Consider the following 23,791-nt stretch of genomic DNA (forward strand, 5'->3'; position numbering starts at 1 on the left):
TTGATTCTGGTTTCTTGATAATTATCTCTTCAAATTCCTATTAATAGCTAAATAACTTACCTTTGTTGGAATGAAACCAATAATTGCTCCTTCTGTACTAGCTTCTGATTTTGCCAATCTGCAATCAGAGGTAGAGATGCTGAATAAAAGTCAGGCTGACTGGTTGCACATCGACATAATGGATGGCCAGTTTGTCCCTAATATTTCTTTCGGGTTCCCGGTGATGCAGGCTATAAAAAAACATGCTGAAAAGCCAATGGATGTGCACCTGATGATTGTAAAACCGGAATTGTATATTGAACAGTTTAGAGAGGCTGGGGCCGATTCTGTTACAGTACATTTAGAAGCTTGCAACCACCTGCACCGTACCGTACAACAAATAAAAGCCACGGGTGCTAAGGCAGGTGTAGCGCTTAATCCGCATACTTCTGTCCAACTGTTGGAAGATATAATTGCTGATGTAGATATGGTGTTGCTGATGTCAGTAAACCCAGGATTCGGCGGACAAAAATTCATCGAGAACACCTACCGTAAGATTGAAGCTACTAAAAACCTGATCCTTCGACGAAACTCTCAGGCTATTATTGAGATTGATGGTGGAGTAAACCAACAAAATGCGTCATTACTGTTACAAAAAGGGGCAGATGTGCTGGTGGCCGGAAGCTTTGTATTTAATGCTTCGGATCCAATTCAGGCTATAGCTGATCTGAAATCTGTTACTTTTAACTAATTACGCTGTTTATTACTGATGCTGAAATATCTGTCGGTGTGGTTGCTGTTGCTCTTGCCTATAGGTGTTTCAGCACAGATAGCGACTATAGTGGGTAATGTGCTGGATGAGGACCATAAACCCTTAGAAATGGCTACGGTAGGTATCAAGGGTAAGTCGAGAGGTACGCAAACCAATAACAATGGTGAGTTTTCTTTAAAGGTTCCAGCAAATGAAGAACTGGTGCTGCTGGTACGTTATCTGGGTTATAAAGAGCAGGAGCGAACACTTACACTACAAGCTGGTCAAAGAATCAATCTTAATTTTATTCTTCAGCCTGACCCTCGCCAGTTAAGCACTGTTAATGTACGGTCTAAAGATGAGAACGATACGCGTGAACAGGTCAGTATCACTAAGCTTGACCCGCGGGATATAAAGCAATTACCCTCTGCCTTCGGTGATTTTAATAAGATTCTGGTTACGCTTCCGGGGGTAACAAGTAACAACGAGCTTTCCAGTACCTACTCAGTCAGAGGAGGCAATTTCGATGAAAACCTGGTTTATGTAAATGGCATAGAAATTTACCGCCCTTTTCTTATTTCAGCCGGGCAACAGGAGGGATTAAGTTTTGTAAATCCTGATTTGGTAGACAATATTGAGTTTTCTTCGGGGGGGTGGCAGCCTAAGTACGGTGACAAGTTATCTTCTGTGTTAGCTATCAAATACAAAGAGCCTGAAGCTTTTGCAGCCTCTGTTACTGGTAGTTTAACTGGCGGGTCTTTACATTTGGAGTCTGCTTCAAAGAACAAAAAAGTGTCTTACCTGGTAGGGCTGCGCCATAAAAACAGCCAGTATATATTAAATAGCCTGCAAGTGAATGGAGAGTATAGACCGACTTTTTCTGATGCTCAGGCTTATCTACACATTGATCTCTCTAAAGATACTATAAACCGAAATAAGACGACATTGGGGGTGTTAGCCAGCTATGCTCAGAACGACTATCTGGTGGTGCCGGAATCTAGGGTTACTACATTTGGAACTTTACAGACGCCGCTCAGGCTATATGTTGGTTTCGATGGTCGGGAGCAAATGCAGTATAATACATATCAGCTAGGGCTTAACCTGGCTCATCATTTCAATGAAAGCTTTCTGTCAGAACTTATATTTTCTGGTGTCCACTCCAGGGAAAGAGAGTTTAGAGACATTGAGGCAGGATACCGTTTAAGTGATGTAAGTACAGATGCCAATAACCTGGGAGAATCGGAACGTACCCGAGGTGTCGGAAGTCAGTTTGATCATTCACGAAACACGTTATTAGCAAGAATAGCTTCTATGGAGAGCCGGAACAGCTGGCAACTAAGTTCCAGGAGTCAGCTATTATTTGGTGCTAAAGCAGGCGTTGAAAGCTTAGAAGATCATTTGGCTGAGTACGGGTTTACAGATTCTGCGGACTATGTTACTCCAGCTTATTATTTAGCTTCTGACCTTAACCTGAACAGTGTACGCTATAATGGCTATGTGCAACACACTTATGACATTAATTCTCTGAAAACCCTTACCTATGGTGTGCGGGCCAGTTACTGGAGCTATAACAGAGAGCTAACCATTACTCCGCGTGTGCAGTATTCCTTTATTACAAAACACAATCCTGATCTTTCATTTAAAGCTGCAGTTGGTTTATATTACCAGCCGCCATTTTACAGGGAGCTACGCAACTATGCAGGTGAGCTTAACCCTGATCTGAAAGCTCAGCGGTCTTTGCACACTATTATCGGAAGTGACTATTTGTTTCAAGCCTGGGGAAGAGAATTTAAGCTTACAACAGAGGCCTATTATAAATACATGACTAATGTGATACCGTACGATATAGATAATGTTCGGCTACGGTATTATGCCCGGAATAATGCCAAAGCCTATGCTGCCGGTTTTGATGTGCGTGTGAATGGTGAGTTTATAGAAGGAGCAGAGTCATGGCTCAGTCTTGGGATTTTAACAACAAAGGAGAACCTGGAAGGAGACTCTTTAACTATTTTTAATTCTGATGGAAGTCCTGCAGAGCGTAAAGAAATAGGATATATCAGAAGACCTACAGATCAACTCTTGAATATCGGAGTTTTTTTTCAGGACCATTTGCCTGACAACCCGACTATCCGAATGAACCTGAACCTGGTGTACAGCAGTGGGCTTCCTTTTGGCCCGCCAAGGCAACCAGAGTACAGAAACGCTTTTAATGGCAGTGCCTACAAACGCGTTGACATAGGTTTTTCAAAGCTGATTGTGCTGGAGAGTGATCTTGTAAATCGTAAGAATGTATCGCTGCAAAGCCTGTGGATTGGCCTTGAGGTGCTTAACCTGATTAATGCTAATAACCGCATCTCCTACACTTATCTGCAGGACGTAAATGGGTTGACTTATGCTGTTCCAAACTTCTTATCTGGCCGGCGCTTAAACCTGCGTTTTATAGCGAAGTTCTAGCGGTAAACTTACTCGTGCTGGTGGCTTGACATACTGCTATGATGTTTTAGCAGAAAAGCAATTAGTAACGTATTTTTTTCCAGTTATTGTAAGCTGTCTCTATTTCTTTAGAATAGCTTTTATAAGCTTCCGGGTCTGTATTGCCTAACTTTATAGCTTTTGCTGTTAAACTGGCAGCAACCTCGTATTCATCATTCAATGCATAAAGCTTGGCCTTAATCCAGTTATTAAAAAAGTTATCTTTTATTTCGATGGACTTATTTATCCATTGCAGTGCCTCTTCGTGGTACTGTTTACGTGGAAGCATATATTCTGCACATTGTGCCCATATATACCAGTCGTCCGGTGCAGCCTTAGATAAGGCTTGCTTTATATTCTGATAAGCTTTCTTTTCTACTTCTGTTTCAATGTGCAGCGAAACTTTCGTGTTTTCCCACGTCAGGTTCAGATAACCCGTGTTAGTGCCAATGTCAGAGAAAGAGAACTGCATAGTTTCCTGAAACTCATTAGGCTGTGGCGATACCTGAAGGTAAGCTACATCATTCAGTTCATCATAGCCCTCCAAACCCCATAGGGTAGTGTCTTTGTTTAACACAATGTTCCAGTTCTTTTCATCTTCCGGAAGAAGAAAAAAAGAATAAGTACCGGCAGGTACACGCTCGTGGTTTAAGAACAAATCATCAGAAAAGGTAATTAAAGTGGCCTCATTGGCACCAGCACGCCATATCTGACCATAAGGAACCAGTGAACCAAAAATTGTACGTCCTTTTACACCAGGCGCATGATAACGTATGGTAATCTCTGTTAACCCTATTGTCTGTTTCAGTAATGATTCCGGACTTGCCTGAGGAAGCTGTACCTGAGCATGAGCAGGCAAAACAACCACTAAGAATAGCAGAACAATGAAGCAAGGCAATAACTTTTTCATCAACTTGAAGTATAACACTATTAAATAACCAGGAGGCAGAGTTTTACAGCTCTTATTGAAAAAACTATGCCATACTATAACAGTTACAAATATGTTTTTTTGTAAAATTATATTCAAAACTCTATTAAAGCTAATCTCTGAATAAGCTATACCATCAGGTAAACTACAACAGGTGCTAGCAATGGCTATTGTTTAGTGATCGGCTAATGCGAAAAAACTTTTTTTGTTTCGTATATTCGTAAAAAGGTTTTTTATTTGCATCAATATACATGAACGCAGGAAATCAATATATATCCCTCTATACTCTGACAACTTCTGTTGCATCAGCTGCGCATGTATTCACTCATCATTTCCATCATTCCTCGTAAGAGGAATAACTGCATCATATCGTCCCCCGAGGGATTTAATCCCTTTTTAAGACTCTGCATAAAATTAGAGTCTGTATATTTACATATATATTTGATCATACTGAAATTATAACATGCTTCGATTAGCAATCCAGAAGTCCGGCAGACTTAGTGAAGATTCACTTAAACTGATCCGAGAATGTGGTATATCCTTTATTACGAGCTCTCTAAAACTAAAAACAGAATCAACTAATTTTCCGCTCGAGATCCTGTACCTCCGTGATGATGATATTCCGGGTTATGTAGCAGATGGCGTAGCTGACATTGGTATAGTAGGAGAAAACGTTTTGGTTGAAGAAGGAAAGCAGGAACTGGCCATTGAGCCTTTAGGCTTTTCAAAATGCCGCCTGTCCTTAGCAGTACCTAAAAGTGCAGAGTACAATTCTGTAGATGACCTGGAAGGTAAAAATATAGCAACTTCTTATCCTAACCTGTTACAGTCTTACCTGGATGAGCGAGGTGTTAAGGCTAATATACATACTATTAGCGGCTCTGTAGAAATAGCTCCCAGCATTGGCCTGGCCGATGCCATCTGCGATATTGTCAGTTCAGGCAGCACCTTGATCAGCAATGGTCTTAGAGAGGTAGAGCGGGTTTTTAAATCGCAGGCCGTGCTTATAGCTCACAAAGGCTTATCTGAAGAGAAACGAGCCATACTTGATAAATTACTTTTCAGAATTCATGCTGTACAGCGTGCACAGCGTACTAAGTATATCCTGTTGAATGCTCCAAATGACAAAGTAGACGAAATTGTGTCGTTGCTACCAGGTATGAAATCTCCTACGGTATTGCCCTTGGCCGAAAAAGGCTGGAGTTCTGTGCACTCAGTTGTAAATGAAGATGATTTCTGGGAGATTATTGAAAGACTAAGAGATGCAGGCGCTCAAGGAATCCTGGTTATACCAATTGAAAAAATGATTTCCTAGTCATGCAAAGAATTGAATATCCTGCCCAGGAAACATGGGCAGAGTTAGTAAAGCGTCCGACCAAAAACTATGAGGACCTGGAAGCCGGTATTCAAAGTACTTTTAAACTAGTACAGCAAAAAGGGGATACTGCGCTTCTGGAACTGGCTGAAAAATTTGATAAGGTAAACTTAACTGATCTGCTTGCTTCTGAAGATGAGATTAATTCATCTGATACTAAACTTCCAGATGAACTTAAGGAGGCTATCCGCCAAGCATACAGTAATATAAAAAAACTTCATGAGCAACAGGCTGAGCCGATAAAGCAGGTAGAAACAATGACTGGGGTTACCTGCTGGCGCAAGAGTGTAGCTATTGATAAAGTAGGTTTGTATATTCCTGGTGGTACAGCACCTTTGTTCTCTACCTTACTTATGCTTGGTGTTCCTGCGCGTATTGCCGGATGTCGTGAAATAGTGCTTTGCACGCCTCCCAATAAAGAAGGGTCTGTTCATCCTGCTATTCTTTATACAGCCTCCTTATTAGGTATTACTAAAATTGTTAAAGCAGGAGGCGCACAGGCAGTGGCTGCCTTGGCTTATGGTACAGAAAGCGTTCCAGCTGTTTCCAAAATATTTGGTCCGGGTAACCAATATGTGACTGTAGCTAAGCAAATGGTTAGTAAAGCAGGCGTAGCAATTGATTTACCTGCAGGACCGTCTGAGGTATTAGTGATGGCTGACGATACGGCTCATCCGGCTTTTGTAGCAGCAGACCTGTTGTCTCAGGCAGAACATGGGGCAGATTCTCAAGTGGTGTTGCTGACAAATTCAGCAAAATTACTTGAGGCAGTAACTCAGGAGCTGCAAGCACAGCTTGAGGTACTGCCACGTAAAGAGTTTGCAGCAAAAGCTTTAGATAACAGTGTAGGATTGCTGCTAAAAGATGTTGAGGAGATGCTTCAGTTCTCAAACCTGTATGCGCCAGAGCACCTGATTCTTTCTGTAGCTGATTTTGAAAGCCTGCTGGATGGAATAACAAATGCTGGTTCTGTTTTCTTAGGCAATTACAGCCCTGAGTCTGCGGGAGATTATGCTTCTGGAACTAACCATACATTGCCTACAAATGGCTTTGCCCGTGCCTACAGTGGCGTTTCTCTGGACAGCTTTGTTAAGAAGATCACTTTTCAGCACATAACACCGGCCGGCTTGCAAAACATAGGAAAAACCATTGAGATAATGGCTGCTGCAGAAGGGCTTGACGCTCACAAAAATGCTGTTTCTATCAGATTAAAAGAGGTGCAAAATGTTTAATTTAGAAAGTATAGTTCGCCCGAATGTGCTCAAGATGAAGCCTTATTCTTCTGCGCGTGATGAATTTAAAGGAACTGCCACTGTTTTTATAGATGCGAATGAAAATAACCTGGGAAGTTTAGCAGGTAAAAACTATAACCGTTATCCAGACCCGCACCAGCGTAAACTGAAAGAGCGCATTGCTGAAATCAAAAGTGTACTGCCAAATCAGATTTTCCTGGGTAATGGCAGCGATGAAGCAATTGATTTGTTGTTAAGGCTCTTTTGCCGCCCGGGCCAGGATGCGTTGCTGAGCTTTCCGCCTACATACGGTATGTATGAGGTGTCAGCTAACCTGAATGAGGTGCGTATCGATGAGGTGCAGTTAACAGCTGACGACTTCCAGATTCCAGTTGAGAAGGTACTGCAAAATATAAAACCAGAAACAAAGATCATTTTCATCTGCTCTCCCAACAATCCTACAGGCAACAGTATCAATGCCAAAAGCATAGAAGCTGTACTACGTGGTTTTGAGGGTGTGGTCGTAATAGATGAAGCTTACATCGACTTTGCCGAGAGCCCAAGTTGGACTAACCGTCTTAAGGAGTTTCCAAATCTTGTTGTGTTGCAGACTTTTTCTAAAGCTTGGGGAATGGCTGGCTTACGCTTAGGTTTGGCCTTTGCTTCTGTAGAAATTATTTCCCTGCTGGATAAAATTAAGCCTCCTTATAATATCAATGAGTCGACGCAGGAACTTGCCTTGGCAGCTTTGGAAAAATCAGAAGAGCTTAAGTTTATGATAGAGGAGATTCTTCAGGAAAGAGAGTTATTGACTAAAGCTTTGCCTACACTTTATGCTGTAATAGAAGTTTATCCGTCTGATGCCAATTTTATATTAGTTAAAGTAAAAGATGCACAGGAGATGTATAACTATTTATTAGAGAAAGGCATTGTTGTTAGGAACCGCTCCAGCGTTCCTGGCTGTCAGAACTGTTTGCGTATCTCTGTTGGTACCCTGGAAGAGAACCAGCAGCTAATTCAGGCAATGACAAATTTCCCTATACAAGATTAAGACATTAGAGACACAAGCCTTCAGAATTATGTGCTAGCTTGTGCCTTAGATCCACTTAGAAATGAAAAAAGCATTATTCATTGACCGTGATGGCACCATATTAGTGGAGCCGAAAACAGATTTCCAGGTTGATTCATTTGAGAAGTTTGAGTTTGTTCCTAAAGTAATCAGGAATCTTTTCAGGATTTATTCTGAGCTGGATTATGAGTTTGTGATGGTAACCAACCAGGATGGACTTGGAACTGATTCTTATCCGGAAGACACTTTCTGGCCTTACCAGAATAAGATGCTCGCCATCCTTAAAAGTGAAGGAATTGAGTTTGCTGATATTCTCATAGATCGTAGCTTTGAGCATGAAAAGTTGGACACACGTAAACCAGCTGTCGGCATGATGAAGAATTACCTTGCTGGCGAATATGATTTGGCTAACTCTTATGTAATTGGTGATCGCCTGTCAGATGTACAGCTCGCCACTAATTTAGGAGCGAAAGCTATTCTTATTGCCGATGCACCCAATAAGGATGTGGCCCTATGTACAAATAACTGGGATAGTATCTACTCTTTTCTCAAGTTGTCACAACGCAGCGCCACAGTTCGTCGCAAAACGAATGAGACAGATGTTCTGGTAGAGTTGAATCTGGATGGTACCGGCAAAATGGATATACATACGGGCCTCGGCTTTTTTGACCATATGCTGGAGCAGGTAGCAAAGCATGGGAAGCTAGACCTGACAGTAAAGGTGAAGGGAGATTTGCACATTGATGAACACCATACTATTGAAGATACTGGTCTGGCTTTAGGAGAAGCTTTCCTACAGGCTTTAGGAGATAAAAGAGGCATAACCCGCTATGGCTTTTTCTTGTTGCCTATGGATGAAGCATTGGCACAGGCTGCGATAGACTTTAGTGGAAGGCCGTGGCTAGTTTGGGATGCGGAGTTTAAACGTGAAAAAGTAGGAGACATGCCAACCGAAATGTTCTTCCACTTTTTTAAATCGTTTAGCGATACAGCAAAGGCTAACCTGAACATTAAGGTAGAAGGGCTGAATGAACATCATAAAATAGAAGCCGTGTTCAAGGCTTTTGCCCGTTCTATTCAGGTAGCTGTTCATAAGGACCCTAATGATACCAGTATTCCGAGCACAAAAGGTACTTTATAAGCGAAGAATAATAAAAGAAAAAGGAGCTGTTTTTGCAGCTCCTTTTTCTTTTATAGCGGATAAGAACTTTAACAGGTGCGTAACCAATCCATTGCATGTTCCACATCACCGAAGGTCCTTATATATTCAATATGAATTTCAGGCGTATTTTTTAATGCTTTATCCATAGAGAGGCGGCTAAAAGTACTGGGAGAGTAAACCCAAGCAAAACATTCCATACCAGCGGAACGCATTCTGGGTATCCAATCGGAGCCTACAAATTTAGATGCCGCTGACCAAGGCCCCTCTACATTAGAATTATCATTTAAGATTTTATAACATTGTGAGGCTTGCATGCATTCCAGAACCTTTTCGCAACCGGAGGTTACAGTATCATAATTTACGTAACCTCTCCAGTTAACATAAATCCAACCCTCTGCATGATTAAGCTCTATAAGTATGTATGAATCTCTAAATAATATTTCGTTTCTCATCAACTTCATAATCTGTGCTCAATGCGACGCTTGCAAAACTACAAAGCGTTGTAGGTAATAAACAAGAATAACTTGTTTATTCTGCCACTTGTTGCGTTTTGTTCCTATCTTTTAGAAAGATCAATGTCTAAATCCCCCTCTAAAAACGTTTTTCAGGTACTTTAAATTACTTAAAAAAAGCCATCTAATGGTACATTTTCGTGGAATACAACGACAATTGGAGAAAGAGGTTCTGGTATTTCTGAAGCGCTAATATTTTCGGCATCATCTGTTCCTTTCTATTTAAATGCATGTGAGTTATTAGGTGCAGAAACTACCGAAGCCAAATTTTCATTTTAAGAACGAAGTACGGCTTATTAATAAAAGATGGAAATAATTTTGGAGTTTTCATTTAAGCCTTTACATTTGCAATAGAAAGGCGAATAATAGAAAGCTTTCAATACAATAGATAAGATGAATCAGAATCTTCATATGGCATGGTGGTGGCACGTTATGAGAAATATCGTGGACAGCACTGCTATATAACCTGAGAAAGAATGTAGCAATTTAAATAGAAAATATTTAAAAGCCCGCTGTTCACATGAACAGCGGGCTTTTGTTTTAACTCTCTTCCACCCTAAGATGAAAAAGTATACAATACGTACCAAGTACAAGCGCCTACTGGCCGATATACTTACTCCTGTAAGTGCATACCTGAAGTTGCGTGACCACTACCCAAACAGTATCCTGCTGGAAAGCTCTGACTATCATGGTGCAGAAAACAGCTTCTCTTACATCTGTTGTGGACCTATGGCTAGCATCAAAGCGGAAAATGAGGAGCTGACAGAAACTTTCCCTGATGGCACAGTCCATACCACACCAATAACTAAAGAAACAGATGTGCCAAGCAAGCTAGCTGCTTTTTCACAAAGCTTTGAGGTAGAAGAACAACAGGCTTTCAGCTTAATACATAATGGCTTGTTTGGCTACATGAGTTACGATGCCGTTCGTTACTATGAAGACCTGGATCTGGATATGCGGCCTGATCGCCTGCAGATTCCTGATTTGTACTATGCTGTTTACCGCTACATTATCGCTATTAACCACTTTACTAACGAAGCCTATATATTCTCCCATAGCTACAGCCAGGAAGATGAAGGTGGCATAGCTCAGATGGAAGCATTGCTGAACAGCCGGAATATTCCAAGTTATACGTTTAAAACAACCGGTGAGGAAGAGTACAATATCAGCAGCGAAGGATTTCTTAAAAACATTGAGAAGGCAATGCAGCATTGCTTTCGAGGTGATGTATTCCAATTGGTTTTATCAAGAAGATTTTCACAGGCTTTCAAGGGAGATGATTTTAACCTGTACCGTGCCCTTCGGTCAATTAACCCGTCGCCTTACTTATTCTATTTTGATTATGGCAGCTTTAAGATATTCGGATCTTCGCCAGAAGCTCAGTTAGTTATAAAAGATCAGAAAGCCAGTATTTTCCCCATAGCGGGTACTTTCAGAAGAACAGGAGACGATGCCGCTGATGCAGCGCTAGCCGAGAAGCTGCTGGCTGACCCTAAAGAGAATGCCGAGCATGTAATGCTGGTAGACCTTGCCCGCAATGATTTAAGCCGTAATGGTTCTGAAGTGAAAGTAGAGACTTTCCGCGAAATTCAATATTACTCTCACGTCATTCACCTGGTTTCTAAAGTATCAGGTAAACTGCATAGCCAAGACAATTCTTTACAAATGGTGGCCAGTACGTTTCCTGCTGGCACACTGTCTGGTGCTCCTAAACATATGGCAATGCAACTCATTGATCGTTATGAGACTACCAACAGGGCTTTTTATGGTGGTTGTATTGGCTTCCTCGACTTCAACGGAAACTTCAACAGTGCTATCATGATTCGCTCTTTCCTTAGTAAAGACTATAAGCTTTACTACCAGGCCGGAGCCGGTATTGTGGCAGCATCTAAACCGGAAAGTGAACTTCAGGAGGTAGATAATAAACTTATGGCCCTAAGAAAAGCGTTACAACTAGCCCAAGAAATAAATTAATATGGAAGTTCTGGTAATCGATAATTACGACTCTTTCACCTATAACCTGGTACACCTGATGCAGGAGCTGGGGGCGAAAGTTACAGTACGCCGCAACGATAAGACTACGCTGGATGAAGTAGGCGGCTATCAAAAAATCATGCTTTCTCCAGGTCCTGGCATTCCGGATGAGGCTGGCTTATTGAAGGAAATTATCCGCACTTTTGGCCCAAGCAAAAGCCTCTTTGGTGTATGTTTAGGGCATCAAGCTATAGGAGAGGTATATGGTGGTAAATTGTTTAACAGCAATGAAGTATGGCATGGCGTTGCTACTCCTGTTAAAGTAGTTTGTGACCAAGAACCATTATTTAAAAACCTTCCGCAGCAATTCGGCACAGGCCGTTACCACTCCTGGTTAGTGGAAGCTGATATGCCGTACTGCCTAGTACCAACAGCTGTGGACGATACTGGTCATATTATGGCGTTGCGTCACCGGGAGCATGATGTACGGGGCGTGCAGTTTCATCCGGAGTCTGTCCTGACAGAAAATGGGAAGATAATCATCCAAAACTGGTTAGAAAAATAGAGGCGTTCTTTAGAAGCTAGATTTAAGGTATGAAAGGTGAGTAGTCTTTCATGCGCATATTAAATCCTGTCTCTAATGTCTAACTACTGATATCCTAAAACTAATGAAAGAGATACTCAATCATTTATTCGAGCATAAAACACTGACGAAAGAGCAGGCTTATGAGGTGCTGGTAAATGTTACCAACGGTAAATATAACCAGAACCAGATTTCCAGTTTTTTGACAGTGTTCATGATGCGCAGTATAACAGTGGAAGAGCTGGAAGGTTTCCGTGATGCGCTGCTAGACCTGTGCCGTCGGGTGGACCTTGATGCTTATAACCCCATTGACCTGTGTGGTACAGGCGGTGATGGTAAGGACACCTTTAATATTTCAACTTTATCATCTTTTGTGGTAGCCGCCAATGGCATTTCTGTAGCCAAGCATGGTAACTACGGCGTATCCTCTTCCTGTGGATCATCTAATGTGCTGGAGGCATTAGGAGTAAAGTTTACCACTGACACTGATAAACTGGAGCACAGCATAGAGAAATATAACATTTGTTTTCTACATGCCCCGCTGTTTCATCCTGCTATGAAAAGTGTTGGAGGCATACGTAAAGATTTAGGTGTGAAAACCTTCTTTAACATGCTGGGGCCAATGGTAAATCCTGCATTTCCTAAAAAACAAATGGTAGGCGTGTACAGTCTTGAGCTTGCCCGAATGTATGGTTACCTTTATCAGCAGACAGATACTCATTATAGTATTATTCACTCCTTAGATGGCTATGATGAAGTTTCTCTGACCAGCCCCTTTAAACTTATTTCAGATAAAAGCGAATCGTTACTTAATGCAGAGGATTTAGGCTTACCACACCTGCAGTATGAACAAATTAAAGGAGGAAATAGTGTAGCTGATTCAGCCGATATTTTTGTAAAAGTGATACAAGGCCAAGGCTCTGGAGCACAAAATGCTGTCGTAGCTGCTAATGCGGGTATGGCGATTAATTGTGCCAGACCAGAAGTGAATATTCCTGATGCTGTACAATTGGCTAAAGAAACACTTGAATCTGGTGAAGCTTATAAGTTATTTAACAGGTTAGTACAAGATAATAAACTTGTAGAAGCATAAGCGTTTATGACTTCTTCGTTATAAAATTTTACATTCAGAACCAATGAATATTCTTGACGAAATTATTGCCCATAAACATAAGGAGGTGGCCTCTCAGATAGAACTGTATCCAGTTAAGCTGCTTGAAAAAAGCCAGTATTTTGAAACGCCTTGTTTATCGCTGGAACGTTACCTGCTGCGCCCTGATAAAAGCGGCATCATCGCTGAGATCAAACGCAAATCTCCTTCAAAAGGCGATATTAACCCCTATGTATCTATAGAGAGAACTTCTATAGGTTATATGCAGGCTGGTGCTTCTGCTATTTCTGTGTTGACAGATAAAAATTACTTTGGCGGCAAAACTGAAGATTTGATGACAGCCAGAAAATATAATTACTGCCCAATTTTACGGAAAGACTTTACAGTGGATGAATACCAGGTTATAGAAGCGAAGTCTATCGGTGCAGATGCCATTTTGCTTATTGCAGCAGCGCTGGAGCCTGCCCGTCTGAAAGAGTTGGCTGCTTTTGCCCGTACTTTTGGCTTAGAGGTATTGCTGGAAGTGCGTGATAAAGAAGAACTGGATACAAGCTTGAATGAGCATGTAACAGTGGTTGGAGTAAATAACCGTAACCTGAAAGATTTTGTAACTGACGTGAACCAGTCTTATGAAATGGCAAAGCACATACCTGTCGGTATGACTAAGATTTCTGAAAGTGGTATCAGTAATCCGCAAACGCTGCTGGAACTGAAAGAGGCGGGATATAATGGTTTTCTGATAGGAGAAACTTTTATGACGAGTAGCCGTCCTGAACGTGCTGCTATGGAGTTTATCCGTGAGTTCAAGCATCTGCTGGAGCACAAACAGGAGGTGGCCTTATGAAGGTAAAGGTTTGTGGCATGCGTGAACCTGGAAATATTCAGGAAATAGCTGCCATGCAGCCTGACTACTTTGGCTTTATTTTCTTTCAGGGTTCCAAACGTTATGCAGCGGAACATATAGACCAACACTTTATCTCAGGCTTGCCAGGTTCTATTAAAAAAGTGGGTGTGTTTGTAAATGAGGGGGTTGAGGAGATAAAACGTTTAACACATACTTACGGTTTTGACCTGGTGCAGCTACACGGAAGAGAGACACCTTTACAGTGTAAAGAACTTAAGGATTCTGGTCTGCAAGTAGTTAAGGCCTTTTCGGTGGATGAAAGCTTTGACTTTCATAACATTCTTCCATACGAAAGTAGCTGTAACTTCTTTCTTTTTGACACGAGAGGAAAAAATTATGGAGGCAATGGTGTTACCTTTGATTGGAAGTTGTTGCAAAATTATACTTCAGACATACCTTACTTCTTAAGTGGAGGCCTAAACCTTGAAAATATCAGAGGCATAAATAATTTGAAACTAAAGCCTTTTGCAATTGATGTTAACAGTGGCTTCGAACTGGAACCAGGTTTGAAAGACGTACAGGCTATTAAAGAATTACTTGAATTAAGAAATCAGAATCAGCTATGAATTATATTGTTGACGATAATGGCTTTTACGGTAAGTTTGGTGGGGCTTATGTACCGGAAATGCTCTACCCAAACGTGGAGGAGCTGCGCCAGAATTACCTTAAAATTATATATAAGCCTGAATTCCAGAAGGAGTTACAAGCCCTGCTGAAGGATTACGTAGGCAGACCAACACCCTTATACTTTGCAAAGCGCCTTTCAGAGAGATACAATACCAAAATCTACCTTAAGCGGGAGGACCTGAACCACACCGGAGCACACAAGATCAACAATACAATGGGACAAATCCTGTTGGCAAAGCGATTAGGCAAAAAACGTATTATTGCCGAGACAGGTGCCGGTCAGCATGGTGTGGCTACAGCTACTGTTTGTGCTTTAATGGGCCTTGAATGTATTGTGTATATGGGAGAGGTAGATATAGAGCGTCAGGCGCCGAATGTAGCCAGAATGAAAATGCTGGGTGCTAGTGTTGTACCTGCTACCAGTGGAAGTAAAACTTTAAAAGATGCTACTAACGAAGCAATTCGCGATTGGATTAATAATCCTGAAGATACTTATTATATTATAGGCTCTGTCGTTGGTCCGCACCCTTACCCGGACATGGTGGCTCGCTTCCAGGCGGTTATCTCAGAAGAAATGATGGCGCAATTGCAGGAGCAAACAGGTCGGGACTATCCTGATTATGTAGTAGCCTGTGTAGGCGGCGGTAGCAATGCGGCCGGTGCGTTCTATCATTATTTGGACAGGCCGGAGGTAAAATTGGTTGCTGTAGAAGCTGCCGGCTTAGGTATTGAGTCAGGTGAATCTGCTGCAACATCAGTATTGGGTAAAGAAGGTATTATTCATGGTAGCCGCACCCTTTTGATGCAGACGGAAGATGGGCAGGTGGTAGAACCTTATTCTATTTCTGCAGGCTTGGACTACCCTGGAGTCGGCCCGCTGCACGCGCACCTGCACCAGTCAGGCCGTGCCGTTTTTGAAAGTATTACAGATGATGAAGCACTAAAGGCAGTACTGGAACTAACGAGGCTGGAAGGAATTATACCTGCGCTGGAAAGTGCTCATGCACTGGCCGCTTTAGACCGTATAGGGGCTAAACCGGAGGATGTAGTAGTCGTGAATTTATCTGGTCGTGGCGATAAAGATTTGGCAACTTATTTAAAAAGATTTCACTTCGATGAAGAATAGATTACAGGAGCTTTTCGCCGAGAAGCAGCAGGAGGGGCTTCTTTCCGTTTATTTTACCGCTGGCTATCCTAACCTGAACGATACTGAGTCTATCATCCTGGAACTGGAAAAGAATGGCGTTGATCTGATTGAAGTAGGTATGCCTTTTTCTGATCCACTGGCTGACGGACCTACCATCCAGCAAAGTAGCGAAGTGGCTATCCGGAATGGGATGACCATACCGCTTCTCTTTGAGCAGTTACGGAACATCCGTGAGAAAACACAGATTCCCTTAGTGCTCATGGGATACCTTAACCCGGTAATGCAGTACGGTGTGGAACGCTTTTGTCAGAAATGTAAGGAAGTAGGTATTGATGGCATCATCCTTCCGGACCTTCCGTTGGCGGATTATGTACGGGAGTTTAAATCTATTTTTGAAGAAAATAACCTGAGCAAGGTGTTTCTGATTACGCCTCAGACGCCGGAGCAGCGCATCCGGGAGATTGACAGCCATACGAATGGCTTTGTGTATATGGTATCCTCGGCTTCTACCACAGGTAGTACAAATGGCAAAGCTGTAGCTAATACAGATTATTTTCAGCGCGTGGCGCAAATGGGAATTCAGAATCCTGCTATGATCGGTTTTGGAATTCATAACCGCGACACATTTGTGCAAGCTTGTAACCATGCCCGTGGAGCCATTATTGGTAGTGCCTTCATAAAAGCGCTTGGTCAGGAGAGAAGTCTGCAGCAAAATATTCAATCATTCATCCATAGCTTAAGAAATTAGATTATGATCATACAGTTACAGCAAGGTGTACCTGCTGATGTTAAAGAAAATATATTTGAAGCTGTTAAAGGCATAGGTTATAAGGCCAATGAGGTTAAAACGCAGGCAGGACATTACCTGGTAGCAATAGGTAAAAAAGACTTCGACATCCGGTCTATCGGTCAGTTACCTGGTGTCGCAGATATTTACCGTGTTTCTGATGAATACAAGCTTATTTCCCGTAAATGGAGAGTAGAGCCGACGCTTATAGATTTAGGAGATGGGGTGGTGATAGGTGAAGGAAACTTCAGCATTATGGCTGGCCCGTGCTCCATTGAGAACGAACGCCAGATTGAACTGGTGGTAGAGCACCTGAAGGTGAATAATGTAAAAATTATGCGTGGAGGTGTATTTAAGCCACGTAGTTCTCCTTATGCATTCCGGGGTTTAGGAATAGATGGTTTAAAGATGTTTCATCAGATATGTAGTGCCAACGGTATTAAAATTATTACTGAGGTAATGCAGGTGTCGCAGATCGAGGAGATGATTGATTATGTAGATGTATTTCAGGTGGGAGCACGTAACAGTCAGAACTTTAATTTGCTGGACTCTCTTGGTGAGGCACAGAAACCGGTGCTTTTAAAACGGGGTATTTCTGGCACGATAGAAGAGTTGCTGCAAGCGGCAGAGTACATTTTCTCTAACGGTAACGAGAAAATTATGCTGTGTGAGCGCGGTATCAGGGGCTATGAAAAAGCTTACCGCAATATTCTTGACCTGAATGCAGTGCCCGTGCTAAAAGAGAAAACACATTTACCTGTTATTGTAGATCCATCGCATGGTATTGGCTTGCGCGATTATGTAGAGCCAATGTCATTGGCAGCCGTAATGGCAGGTGCTGACGGTGTAATTTACGAGACACACCAGAAACCGGAAGAAGCTTTTTCTGACGGACAGCAAACTGTTAACTTTCAGGAATCGGAGCGGTTAATCAAGCGCATGCGTAAAGCTTTTGAGCTTCGTGAAAATTTTTAGTCTGCTACTGTATATTATAGAACTTATATCTTTGCGACTATAAATGGCGTAATGGAACATAGTTCTTATCCAACTCCGGGTAGTACTGGTTCTGGAACCGTTGGCTTATGGTTGTGCCAGTGAAAAGGTATTCTAAACCTAAGCCTGACTCTGACTAACATCTGAGCCAGGCTTTTTTATTACTGCACCCAGTATGAAAGGTTAAATCAAGTACTACGCTTGGGAGTTTCCAATTTTGAATGAACATCTATGAGTTATATATCTAATGATATTGACCTGAAAGACCTGCGGCATAAGCATCCCAACGATATTTCGGAGGTAATTTGTGAGTTGAATCCAAAGGAGCGGATTCTGGCGTTCCTTCTGCTTCCCGGTGACTTAAAAGCAGAAGTCTTCACGTATTTCAATCACAATGTGCAGGAGGAGATTCTGAAAGAACTTGGTTCAACAGAAACAGCCAACATACTGGAAAATATGGCACCTGATGACCGGACGGAGATCTTTGAGAACTTTCCTGACCTGCTCATCAAAGAATCCATCAACCTGCTTTCTCCGGAGGAGAAAAGTATTGCCCTGAACCTGCTTGGTTACCCTGAGAAGAGTATTGCCCGTATCATGACACCTTATTATATACAGGTGAAAAAAGGTTGGACGGTGACACAGGCTCTGGAAAATATCAGGCGTTATGGCAAAAAAGCAGAGACTCTCAACCATGTGTATGTGGTTGATAAAGAAAATAAGCTGATAGATGATATCCGTATCGGGAAGTTACTGATGGCTGATGAGGAACAGACGATTGAATCTCTCATGGATTATCATTTTGTGAGCCTTACCACCACCATGAACCGAGATGAAGCTATTGAGCAGTTTAACAAGTATGACCGTGCCGTAATGCCGGTGGTGTCGGAGAAAGGAGTGCTGGTAGGAATTGTTACCTTCGACGATATCTTTGATGAGATTGAACGCCGCGATACCGAAGATATACAGAAGTTTGGTGGTTTGGAAGCGTTGGAGCTTTCTTATACTGAAACCCCGCTGTTAACATTGGTGCGAAAAAGGGCTAGCGTACTGCTCATCCTTTTCCTAGGCGAAATGCTTACAGCCTCAGCCATGGGCTTTTTTGAAGAAGAGATTTCCCAGGCTGTAGTGCTCGCTTTATTTATACCTCTGATTATTTCCAGCGGCGGTAATTCCGGCTCCCAGGCGGCCACGCTTATTGTGCGTGCTATGGCAATTAAAGAGTTGGGTATCAAAGACTGGTGGTACGTAATGCGTAAAGAAGTTTTGTCTGGGCTGATGCTGGGGCTTATACTTGGTACTGTCGGCTTCCTTCGCATTGTTATCTGGCAAAAAGCAGGTTTTTATAATTATGGCGAATATGCTTCCCTAATCGGTCTTACAGTCGGACTATCTTTGATTGGTATCGTGCTTTGGGGAACGCTTTCTGGTTCCATGATTCCATTTTTGCTTCAAAAATTAGGGTTAGACCCCGCCACTTCTTCAGCGCCTTTTGTCGCTACTTTAGTGGATGTAACAGGTTTAATTATTTATTTTACTATTGCAGCCAGTATTTTAAGTGGTACTTTGTTGTAAATAAAAGTATTATTTAATCAATAAGCTAAATACTTCTTTTTGCTGATTTGCCACACTGTCAGAATATTATTTAATAAGGATACTGGTGTTGTCTCGCATCAACTAAATTCTTAAGAATGACTGAAAGTAGGAGAACACTTGCATGTGTAACCTGTATTTGCCATTACCTCTAACGGAATTTTTTAACTTTAATAGTATATATTATTCTCTAGATAGCGTATATTTACAACAATGAAAGGCACGATAGCTCATTTGCATCACCATCATGCACGAAACAACAGTTTCGGAGCTATAAGCCTATGGATTTGCTAATAATGTAGACCTATATCCAAAAGCCTGACTCCGAAAGAGCCAGGCTTTTTTGTTGGTTTAACAAGGGTTTGTCATAATAATTATAACCATAGCTCAGAATCATTACGGTAAATCTCAAAGACAAAAACAAACTGAAGTCATACTTCATAAATGCATATTTTCTAATTCATCACTAATAAAGAAATGAATCTAGTTATAGTTGATTACAAGGCAGGCAATGTGCAGTCGGTAATGTTTGCGCTGGAGCGTTTAGGCATTCAGGCGACATTAAGTTCTGACGCAGAAACTATAAAAGCCGCTGATAAAGTAATCTTTCCGGGTGTGGGAGAAGCCTCTTCGGCAATGGCTCAGCTAAAGTCCCGAAACCTGGATAAGCTGTTGCCTACGCTGGAGCAACCCTTCTTTGGAGTTTGCCTGGGCATGCAGCTATTATGCCAGCATTCCGAAGAAAGTGATACTGAATTATTAGGTATTATCCCTTCTAAAGTTCTTCGTTTCCAGACAGACCTAAAGGTGCCTCACATGGGTTGGAACAGATTGGAAAAGCTGCAAACACCCCTGTTTGGCGGGTTACAGGAGCAGGATTATGTATATTATGTGCACAGCTTTTATGTGCCCGTAAATGAAAATACCATTGCTCAATCGTCTTACCCGGAACCGTTTTCGGCTGCTTTACAATATAAAAACTTTTATGCCGCACAGTTCCACCCTGAGAAAAGCGGACCTGCCGGTAGCCAGATAATAAAGAATTTTTTAGCCTTATGATGGAGATTATCCCAGCCATTGATTTAATTGGTGGCCAGTGTGTACGCCTTACCGAAGGCGATTTTGACCAGCAAACTACCTACGACAGTAACCCCCTTGAGGTGGCAAAACGATTTGAAGCACATGGAATTAAGCGACTGCACTTAGTAGACCTCGATGGTGCCCGTGCCAGAAAACCAGTTAACCTGCCAGTGCTGGAAACAATAGCTTCTAATACAGGGTTAACCATAGACTTTGGCGGAGGTTTGCAGTCGGAGGAAGCCATTAAACAGGCTTTTGATGCCGGTGCTGCACAGGTTACGGCTGGAAGTATTGCTGTGCGCGAGCCGGAAACGGTGAAAAGTTGGCTACAACTATACGGGGCTGATAAGATTATAATAGGCGCTGATTTCAAAGGAAAGAACATTGCTATTAGTGCCTGGACAGAAGAAAGCAGTTATGCTCTGCAGGATTTTATTTCTGATTATGTACAAACTGGTGCCAAGCTGTTTATATGCACGGATGTCAGTAAAGATGGTAAATTGCAGGGACCTGCTACAGAAACCTACCAACTGCTAAGACAGCTTTTACCTGAAGCAGGTGTTATTGCCAGTGGAGGAGTAACCACCATAGCAGATCTGGAGGCTCTGCAGGATATTGGAGTAAAAGGTGCTATTATTGGCAAAGCCATTTATGAAGGCACTATTGAGTTAAAAGATTTAGAACGATTTGTATGTTAACTAAACGCATTATTCCTTGCCTTGACATTAAGAACGGGCGTACGGTAAAAGGTGTCCGTTTTGAGAATATACGTGATGCCGGAGACCCCGTAGAGCTTGCTTCCTGGTATGCTGAGCAAGGTGCTGATGAACTGGTTTTTCTGGACATTACAGCTACAAACGAAGAACGAAAAACTTTTGCGGAACTAGTGAAAGACATTGCCCGGCACATTGATATTCCGTTTACTGTTGGTGGTGGCATTGGAGCTGTAGCAGACGTAGAAGTTCTATTGCAAAACGGAGCCGATAAAGTGTCTGTAAACTCAGCTGCTATCAGGAACCCTAAGTTAGTAGAAGAGCTGGCAAAACATTTCGGTAGCCAGTGCGTGACCGTAGCAGTAGATACAAAATACACCAATGATACAGGCTGGAAAGTTTACGCCCGTGCAGGCACTGTCGAAACAGAACATGCTACTGTAGATTGGGCGCGTCAGATAACAGATTTAGGAGCTGGTGAAATATTGTTAACTAGCATGAATAACGACGGAACCAAAGCAGGTTTTGCCTTGGATATTACAGGAGATGTGGCCAAAGCTGTAAGTGTGCCAGTGGTAGCATCCGGTGGTGCAGGCAGCATGCAGCATTTTGCCGATGTATTTGAGCAAGCTCATGCCGATGCTGCTTTAGCTGCAAGTCTCTTTCACTTCAGGGAATTGGAAGTACCCGTGCTGAAACATTTTCTGAAAGAACAAGGCATTGATGTACGTATATAATTTTGAATGAGTAAAGACTAATATCTTTAAACTATTAACTATAACAAGTGGAACTTGATTTTAATAAAGCTGGCGGCTTAGTGCCAGCCGTTATACAGGACGAATTGACAGGGCAGGTGCTCATGTTAGGGTACATGAACCAGGAGGCGCTGGACAAATCACGCCAAGAGGGGCTTGTTACTTTTTTCTCCCGTTCTAAAAACAGACTCTGGACAAAAGGAGAAACATCCGGCAATACGTTGGAAGTAATCAGCATTACCAGAGACTGCGACAATGACTCTTTGTTAATCAAAGTAAAGCCCAATGGCCCTACCTGTCACACAGGTACTACCAGTTGTTTCGGAGAGGAAGAAACTTCAAGTCGAGCAGCAGCCATCCGGTTTATAGCGCATCTGGAAGAGGTAATTCAGGAGCGTAAAACAAACCCAATAGAAGGATCTTATACCAATCATCTGTTCAGTCGAGGCGTTAACAAAATTGCACAAAAAGTAGGAGAGGAAGCCGTTGAAACAGTAATAGACGCTGTAGCTGGTAAGCTGGACACTATGAAAGGTGAAGCAGCTGATTTAGTCTATCACTTGCTGGTATTGCTGACTGCGACAGGGTTAGAGTTAAAAGATATTGTAGCTGTACTAGAGGAGAGGCATAAGAAGTAGATAAAGTAATAAATGCACCTGGAAGCCCGGGGCAGTACCTACTATAGGAGGAGGTACTGCCCCGGGCTTTTGCTTTAAAAAAACATACAAGTTTCCTTTTTCTTTTCAACTCAGCCACTCTTAATATACCTCGTCATACCTTGTGCAACAGCTAATAACAAACAGCATTCACACTGCTGATTTCTATAGACTGGTAAAATAGATTATTGCCTTTTTACAAAGATATTTTTAATATTTTGTTGAACCCAAACTTAAAAAGGTCGTTTATGTATATTTTTAATTGATATTATTATATTTAAATATATGTTATCTTTAACTCTAGAAAAAGCACATCAATGATAATCGAGACGCGAGCCTATGCCAGAGCGGCTATTCTTGGCAACCCTTCGGATGGATATTTTGGGAAAACTGTTTCTCTAATTGTCAAGAATTTTGGAGCATATATTCAGCTTTACCAAACTCCGGAATTAGTTATTGAGCAACAAACCGAGGATTCAAACCAGTTTAAAAATATATACAAGCTCCGTGATCAAATTAATTTAACAGGTTATCATGGTGGTGTACCTTTGGTTAAAGCGGCAATTAAAAAGTTCTGCGAGTTTTGTGATAAACAAGGAATAACCTTACCTAATAAAAACTTTACAGTTCGTTACAGTTCTTCTATTCCAAGACAAGTAGGTCTGTCAGGTTCAAGTGCTATCATTATTGCTACTTTACGTGCCTTGTCTGAGTTCTATAAGGTAGAAATTCCAAAGGTAACTTTTCCTAGCCTGGCGCTGGCTGTAGAAACAGAAGAACTTGGTATAACAGCAGGTTTGCAGGACCGCGTTATACAAGTATATGAAGGTTTGGTTTATATGGATTTCGATAAAGATTACCTGCAGCAGCAGGGGCATGGAATTTATGAACCTCTTGATCCTGCACTTTTACCAAGCTTATTTATTGCTTATAAAACTGAACTTGGAAAAGTTTCTGGCAAAGTTCTCAATAACATCCGTTCCCGTTACGAAAAAGGAGATGAGTTTGTCATTAATACCTTAGCTGACATTGCTGATCTTGCAGAGCAGGGAAAACAAGCACTGTTGAATGGAGACCATAAGCTGCTTCATGAGCTGATGAATGAAAACTTTGATCAGCGTTGTAAAATAATGAATATCAGTGACAGCAATAAGGAGCTGGTAAATGTTGCCAGAGCCTGTGGAGCGTCAGCAAAGTTTACGGGTTCCGGGGGCTCTATTATCGGTGTTTACTATGGCGATGAAATGCTGAACTGTCTGGTAAGAGATTTTAAAAAGATTAAAGCCAGAGTAATCAGGCCTACAGTAGAGTAGTTTCGTTTTGATTAAAATGTTATATTGAAGTCCTGTTGAACTTGAATTAATAAAAATACCGCAATACCTATTTCT

22 protein-coding genes are annotated in these 23,791 nt (G+C 41.9%); 20 read left to right on the forward strand and 2 right to left on the reverse strand.

Going from position 1 to position 23,791, the window contains the following annotated elements; all coding sequences use genetic code 11:
* Window positions 1-70: 70 nt before the first annotated feature.
* Entirely contained in the window at window positions 71-730 is a 660-nt protein-coding gene (gene rpe / locus LN995_RS02545) for a ribulose-phosphate 3-epimerase (RefSeq protein WP_229958081.1), read from the forward strand.
* 18 nt (window positions 731-748) lie between these two features.
* Complete coding sequence (locus LN995_RS02550; protein WP_229958083.1) at window positions 749-3,184, forward strand: TonB-dependent receptor; 2,436 nt, start codon at window positions 749-751, stop codon at window positions 3,182-3,184.
* Between the two features lie 61 nt (window positions 3,185-3,245).
* Here LN995_RS02550 and LN995_RS02555 read toward each other — a convergent pair whose 3' ends face one another.
* The gene (locus LN995_RS02555) at window positions 3,246-4,112 is read right to left on the reverse strand and encodes a DUF2911 domain-containing protein (RefSeq protein ID WP_229958085.1); all 867 of its coding nucleotides are present in this window, start codon (window positions 4,110-4,112) and stop codon (window positions 3,246-3,248) included.
* Window positions 4,113-4,593: 481 nt separating this feature from the next.
* On the opposite strand from LN995_RS02555, the gene hisG reads away from it, so the two are divergent.
* The 4 genes from hisG (at window position 4,594) to hisB (ending at window position 8,947) form a co-directional block, all read left to right on the forward strand.
* A complete protein-coding gene (hisG, locus tag LN995_RS02560) occupies window positions 4,594-5,445 on the forward strand; it encodes an ATP phosphoribosyltransferase (RefSeq protein ID WP_229958087.1) in 852 nt (283 codons plus the stop codon).
* Window positions 5,446-5,447: 2 nt separating this feature from the next.
* The gene (hisD, locus tag LN995_RS02565) at window positions 5,448-6,737 is read left to right on the forward strand and encodes a histidinol dehydrogenase (RefSeq protein ID WP_229958090.1); all 1,290 of its coding nucleotides are present in this window, start codon (window positions 5,448-5,450) and stop codon (window positions 6,735-6,737) included.
* Window positions 6,730-7,788, forward strand: a complete 1,059-nt coding sequence (gene hisC, locus LN995_RS02570; protein WP_229958092.1) for a histidinol-phosphate transaminase — start codon at window positions 6,730-6,732, stop codon at window positions 7,786-7,788. The genes hisD and hisC overlap by 8 nt, the downstream gene beginning before the upstream one ends.
* Before the next feature lie 61 nt (window positions 7,789-7,849).
* The gene (gene hisB / locus LN995_RS02575) at window positions 7,850-8,947 is read left to right on the forward strand and encodes a bifunctional histidinol-phosphatase/imidazoleglycerol-phosphate dehydratase HisB (protein WP_229958094.1); all 1,098 of its coding nucleotides are present in this window, start codon (window positions 7,850-7,852) and stop codon (window positions 8,945-8,947) included.
* A 68-nt stretch (window positions 8,948-9,015) separates the two neighbouring features.
* Here hisB and LN995_RS02580 read toward each other — a convergent pair whose 3' ends face one another.
* Window positions 9,016-9,420: a hypothetical protein gene (locus LN995_RS02580; RefSeq protein WP_229958095.1), complete on the reverse strand. Its 405-nt coding sequence runs from the start codon at window positions 9,418-9,420 to the stop codon at window positions 9,016-9,018.
* Window positions 9,421-10,041: 621 nt separating this feature from the next.
* Between LN995_RS02580 and LN995_RS02585 the strand changes: the two genes are divergently transcribed.
* The 14 genes from LN995_RS02585 to LN995_RS02650 all read left to right on the forward strand — a co-directional run bounded on the left by LN995_RS02585 (window position 10,042) and on the right by LN995_RS02650 (window position 23,716).
* Window positions 10,042-11,454 (forward strand): anthranilate synthase component I family protein, encoded by a 1,413-nt coding sequence (locus LN995_RS02585; RefSeq protein ID WP_229958097.1) that lies wholly within the window; start codon window positions 10,042-10,044, stop codon window positions 11,452-11,454.
* A 1-nt stretch (window position 11,455) separates the two neighbouring features.
* Window positions 11,456-12,019: an anthranilate synthase component II gene (locus LN995_RS02590; RefSeq protein WP_229958099.1), complete on the forward strand. Its 564-nt coding sequence runs from the start codon at window positions 11,456-11,458 to the stop codon at window positions 12,017-12,019.
* A 103-nt stretch (window positions 12,020-12,122) separates the two neighbouring features.
* The gene (gene trpD, locus LN995_RS02595; RefSeq protein ID WP_229958101.1) at window positions 12,123-13,130 is read left to right on the forward strand and encodes an anthranilate phosphoribosyltransferase; all 1,008 of its coding nucleotides are present in this window, start codon (window positions 12,123-12,125) and stop codon (window positions 13,128-13,130) included.
* Window positions 13,131-13,173: 43 nt separating this feature from the next.
* Window positions 13,174-13,992: an indole-3-glycerol phosphate synthase TrpC gene (gene trpC, locus LN995_RS02600; RefSeq protein WP_229958103.1), complete on the forward strand. Its 819-nt coding sequence runs from the start codon at window positions 13,174-13,176 to the stop codon at window positions 13,990-13,992.
* The gene (locus tag LN995_RS02605) at window positions 13,989-14,618 is read left to right on the forward strand and encodes a phosphoribosylanthranilate isomerase (RefSeq protein WP_229958105.1); all 630 of its coding nucleotides are present in this window, start codon (window positions 13,989-13,991) and stop codon (window positions 14,616-14,618) included. The genes trpC and LN995_RS02605 overlap by 4 nt, the downstream gene beginning before the upstream one ends.
* Window positions 14,615-15,805 (forward strand): tryptophan synthase subunit beta, encoded by a 1,191-nt coding sequence (gene trpB / locus LN995_RS02610; protein WP_229958108.1) that lies wholly within the window; start codon window positions 14,615-14,617, stop codon window positions 15,803-15,805. The genes LN995_RS02605 and trpB overlap by 4 nt, the downstream gene beginning before the upstream one ends.
* Window positions 15,795-16,574, forward strand: coding sequence for a tryptophan synthase subunit alpha (trpA, locus tag LN995_RS02615; RefSeq protein ID WP_229958110.1), 780 nt, complete (start codon window positions 15,795-15,797; stop codon window positions 16,572-16,574). The genes trpB and trpA overlap by 11 nt, the downstream gene beginning before the upstream one ends.
* Before the next feature lie 3 nt (window positions 16,575-16,577).
* Entirely contained in the window at window positions 16,578-17,588 is a 1,011-nt protein-coding gene (gene aroF / locus LN995_RS02620; RefSeq protein WP_229958112.1) for a 3-deoxy-7-phosphoheptulonate synthase, read from the forward strand.
* A gap of 249 nt (window positions 17,589-17,837) precedes the next feature.
* On the forward strand, window positions 17,838-19,181 hold the full coding sequence (mgtE, locus tag LN995_RS02625; protein ID WP_229958114.1) for a magnesium transporter: 1,344 nt from the start codon (window positions 17,838-17,840) through the stop codon (window positions 19,179-19,181).
* Between the two features lie 495 nt (window positions 19,182-19,676).
* Window positions 19,677-20,258 (forward strand): imidazole glycerol phosphate synthase subunit HisH, encoded by a 582-nt coding sequence (gene hisH, locus LN995_RS02630; RefSeq protein WP_229958115.1) that lies wholly within the window; start codon window positions 19,677-19,679, stop codon window positions 20,256-20,258.
* Window positions 20,255-20,977 (forward strand): 1-(5-phosphoribosyl)-5-[(5-phosphoribosylamino)methylideneamino]imidazole-4-carboxamide isomerase, encoded by a 723-nt coding sequence (gene hisA / locus LN995_RS02635; RefSeq protein ID WP_229958117.1) that lies wholly within the window; start codon window positions 20,255-20,257, stop codon window positions 20,975-20,977. The genes hisH and hisA overlap by 4 nt, the downstream gene beginning before the upstream one ends.
* Window positions 20,971-21,729 (forward strand): imidazole glycerol phosphate synthase subunit HisF, encoded by a 759-nt coding sequence (gene hisF / locus LN995_RS02640; RefSeq protein WP_229958119.1) that lies wholly within the window; start codon window positions 20,971-20,973, stop codon window positions 21,727-21,729. The genes hisA and hisF overlap by 7 nt, the downstream gene beginning before the upstream one ends.
* 47 nt (window positions 21,730-21,776) lie before the next feature.
* Window positions 21,777-22,385 (forward strand): bifunctional phosphoribosyl-AMP cyclohydrolase/phosphoribosyl-ATP diphosphatase HisIE, encoded by a 609-nt coding sequence (gene hisIE, locus LN995_RS02645; RefSeq protein ID WP_229958121.1) that lies wholly within the window; start codon window positions 21,777-21,779, stop codon window positions 22,383-22,385.
* Between the two features lie 335 nt (window positions 22,386-22,720).
* Window positions 22,721-23,716 (forward strand): mevalonate kinase family protein, encoded by a 996-nt coding sequence (locus tag LN995_RS02650; protein WP_229958123.1) that lies wholly within the window; start codon window positions 22,721-22,723, stop codon window positions 23,714-23,716.
* Window positions 23,717-23,791: the final 75 nt, after the last annotated feature.

Origin of the sequence: Pontibacter silvestris (assembly GCF_020907275.1) — a bacterium.
Lineage (GTDB): Bacteria > Bacteroidota > Bacteroidia > Cytophagales > Hymenobacteraceae > Pontibacter > Pontibacter silvestris.

Excerpts from the sequence above, each read along its gene's own strand:
- rpe (WP_229958081.1), top strand. The coding sequence starts at position 71 with ATGAAACCAATAATTGCTCCTTCTGTACTAGCTTCTGATTTTGCCAAT.
- LN995_RS02590 (WP_229958099.1), top strand. The coding sequence starts at position 11,456 with ATGGAAGTTCTGGTAATCGATAATTACGACTCTTTCACCTATAACCTG.
- hisH (WP_229958115.1), top strand. The coding sequence starts at position 19,677 with ATGAATCTAGTTATAGTTGATTACAAGGCAGGCAATGTGCAGTCGGTA.
- LN995_RS02605 (WP_229958105.1), top strand. The coding sequence starts at position 13,989 with ATGAAGGTAAAGGTTTGTGGCATGCGTGAACCTGGAAATATTCAGGAA.
- trpD (WP_229958101.1), top strand. The coding sequence starts at position 12,123 with ATGAAAGAGATACTCAATCATTTATTCGAGCATAAAACACTGACGAAA.
- hisF (WP_229958119.1), top strand. The coding sequence starts at position 20,971 with ATGTTAACTAAACGCATTATTCCTTGCCTTGACATTAAGAACGGGCGT.
- hisG (WP_229958087.1), top strand. The coding sequence starts at position 4,594 with ATGCTTCGATTAGCAATCCAGAAGTCCGGCAGACTTAGTGAAGATTCA.
- LN995_RS02580 (WP_229958095.1), bottom strand. The coding sequence starts at position 9,420 with ATGAGAAACGAAATATTATTTAGAGATTCATACATACTTATAGAGCTT.
- hisC (WP_229958092.1), top strand. The coding sequence starts at position 6,730 with ATGTTTAATTTAGAAAGTATAGTTCGCCCGAATGTGCTCAAGATGAAG.
- mgtE (WP_229958114.1), top strand. The coding sequence starts at position 17,838 with ATGAGTTATATATCTAATGATATTGACCTGAAAGACCTGCGGCATAAG.
- hisA (WP_229958117.1), top strand. The coding sequence starts at position 20,255 with ATGATGGAGATTATCCCAGCCATTGATTTAATTGGTGGCCAGTGTGTA.
- LN995_RS02650 (WP_229958123.1), top strand. The coding sequence starts at position 22,721 with ATGATAATCGAGACGCGAGCCTATGCCAGAGCGGCTATTCTTGGCAAC.
- trpB (WP_229958108.1), top strand. The coding sequence starts at position 14,615 with ATGAATTATATTGTTGACGATAATGGCTTTTACGGTAAGTTTGGTGGG.
- trpC (WP_229958103.1), top strand. The coding sequence starts at position 13,174 with ATGAATATTCTTGACGAAATTATTGCCCATAAACATAAGGAGGTGGCC.
- aroF (WP_229958112.1), top strand. The coding sequence starts at position 16,578 with ATGATCATACAGTTACAGCAAGGTGTACCTGCTGATGTTAAAGAAAAT.
- LN995_RS02550 (WP_229958083.1), top strand. The coding sequence starts at position 749 with ATGCTGAAATATCTGTCGGTGTGGTTGCTGTTGCTCTTGCCTATAGGT.
- LN995_RS02585 (WP_229958097.1), top strand. The coding sequence starts at position 10,042 with ATGAAAAAGTATACAATACGTACCAAGTACAAGCGCCTACTGGCCGAT.
- trpA (WP_229958110.1), top strand. The coding sequence starts at position 15,795 with ATGAAGAATAGATTACAGGAGCTTTTCGCCGAGAAGCAGCAGGAGGGG.
- hisB (WP_229958094.1), top strand. The coding sequence starts at position 7,850 with ATGAAAAAAGCATTATTCATTGACCGTGATGGCACCATATTAGTGGAG.
- hisD (WP_229958090.1), top strand. The coding sequence starts at position 5,448 with ATGCAAAGAATTGAATATCCTGCCCAGGAAACATGGGCAGAGTTAGTA.
- LN995_RS02555 (WP_229958085.1), bottom strand. The coding sequence starts at position 4,112 with ATGAAAAAGTTATTGCCTTGCTTCATTGTTCTGCTATTCTTAGTGGTT.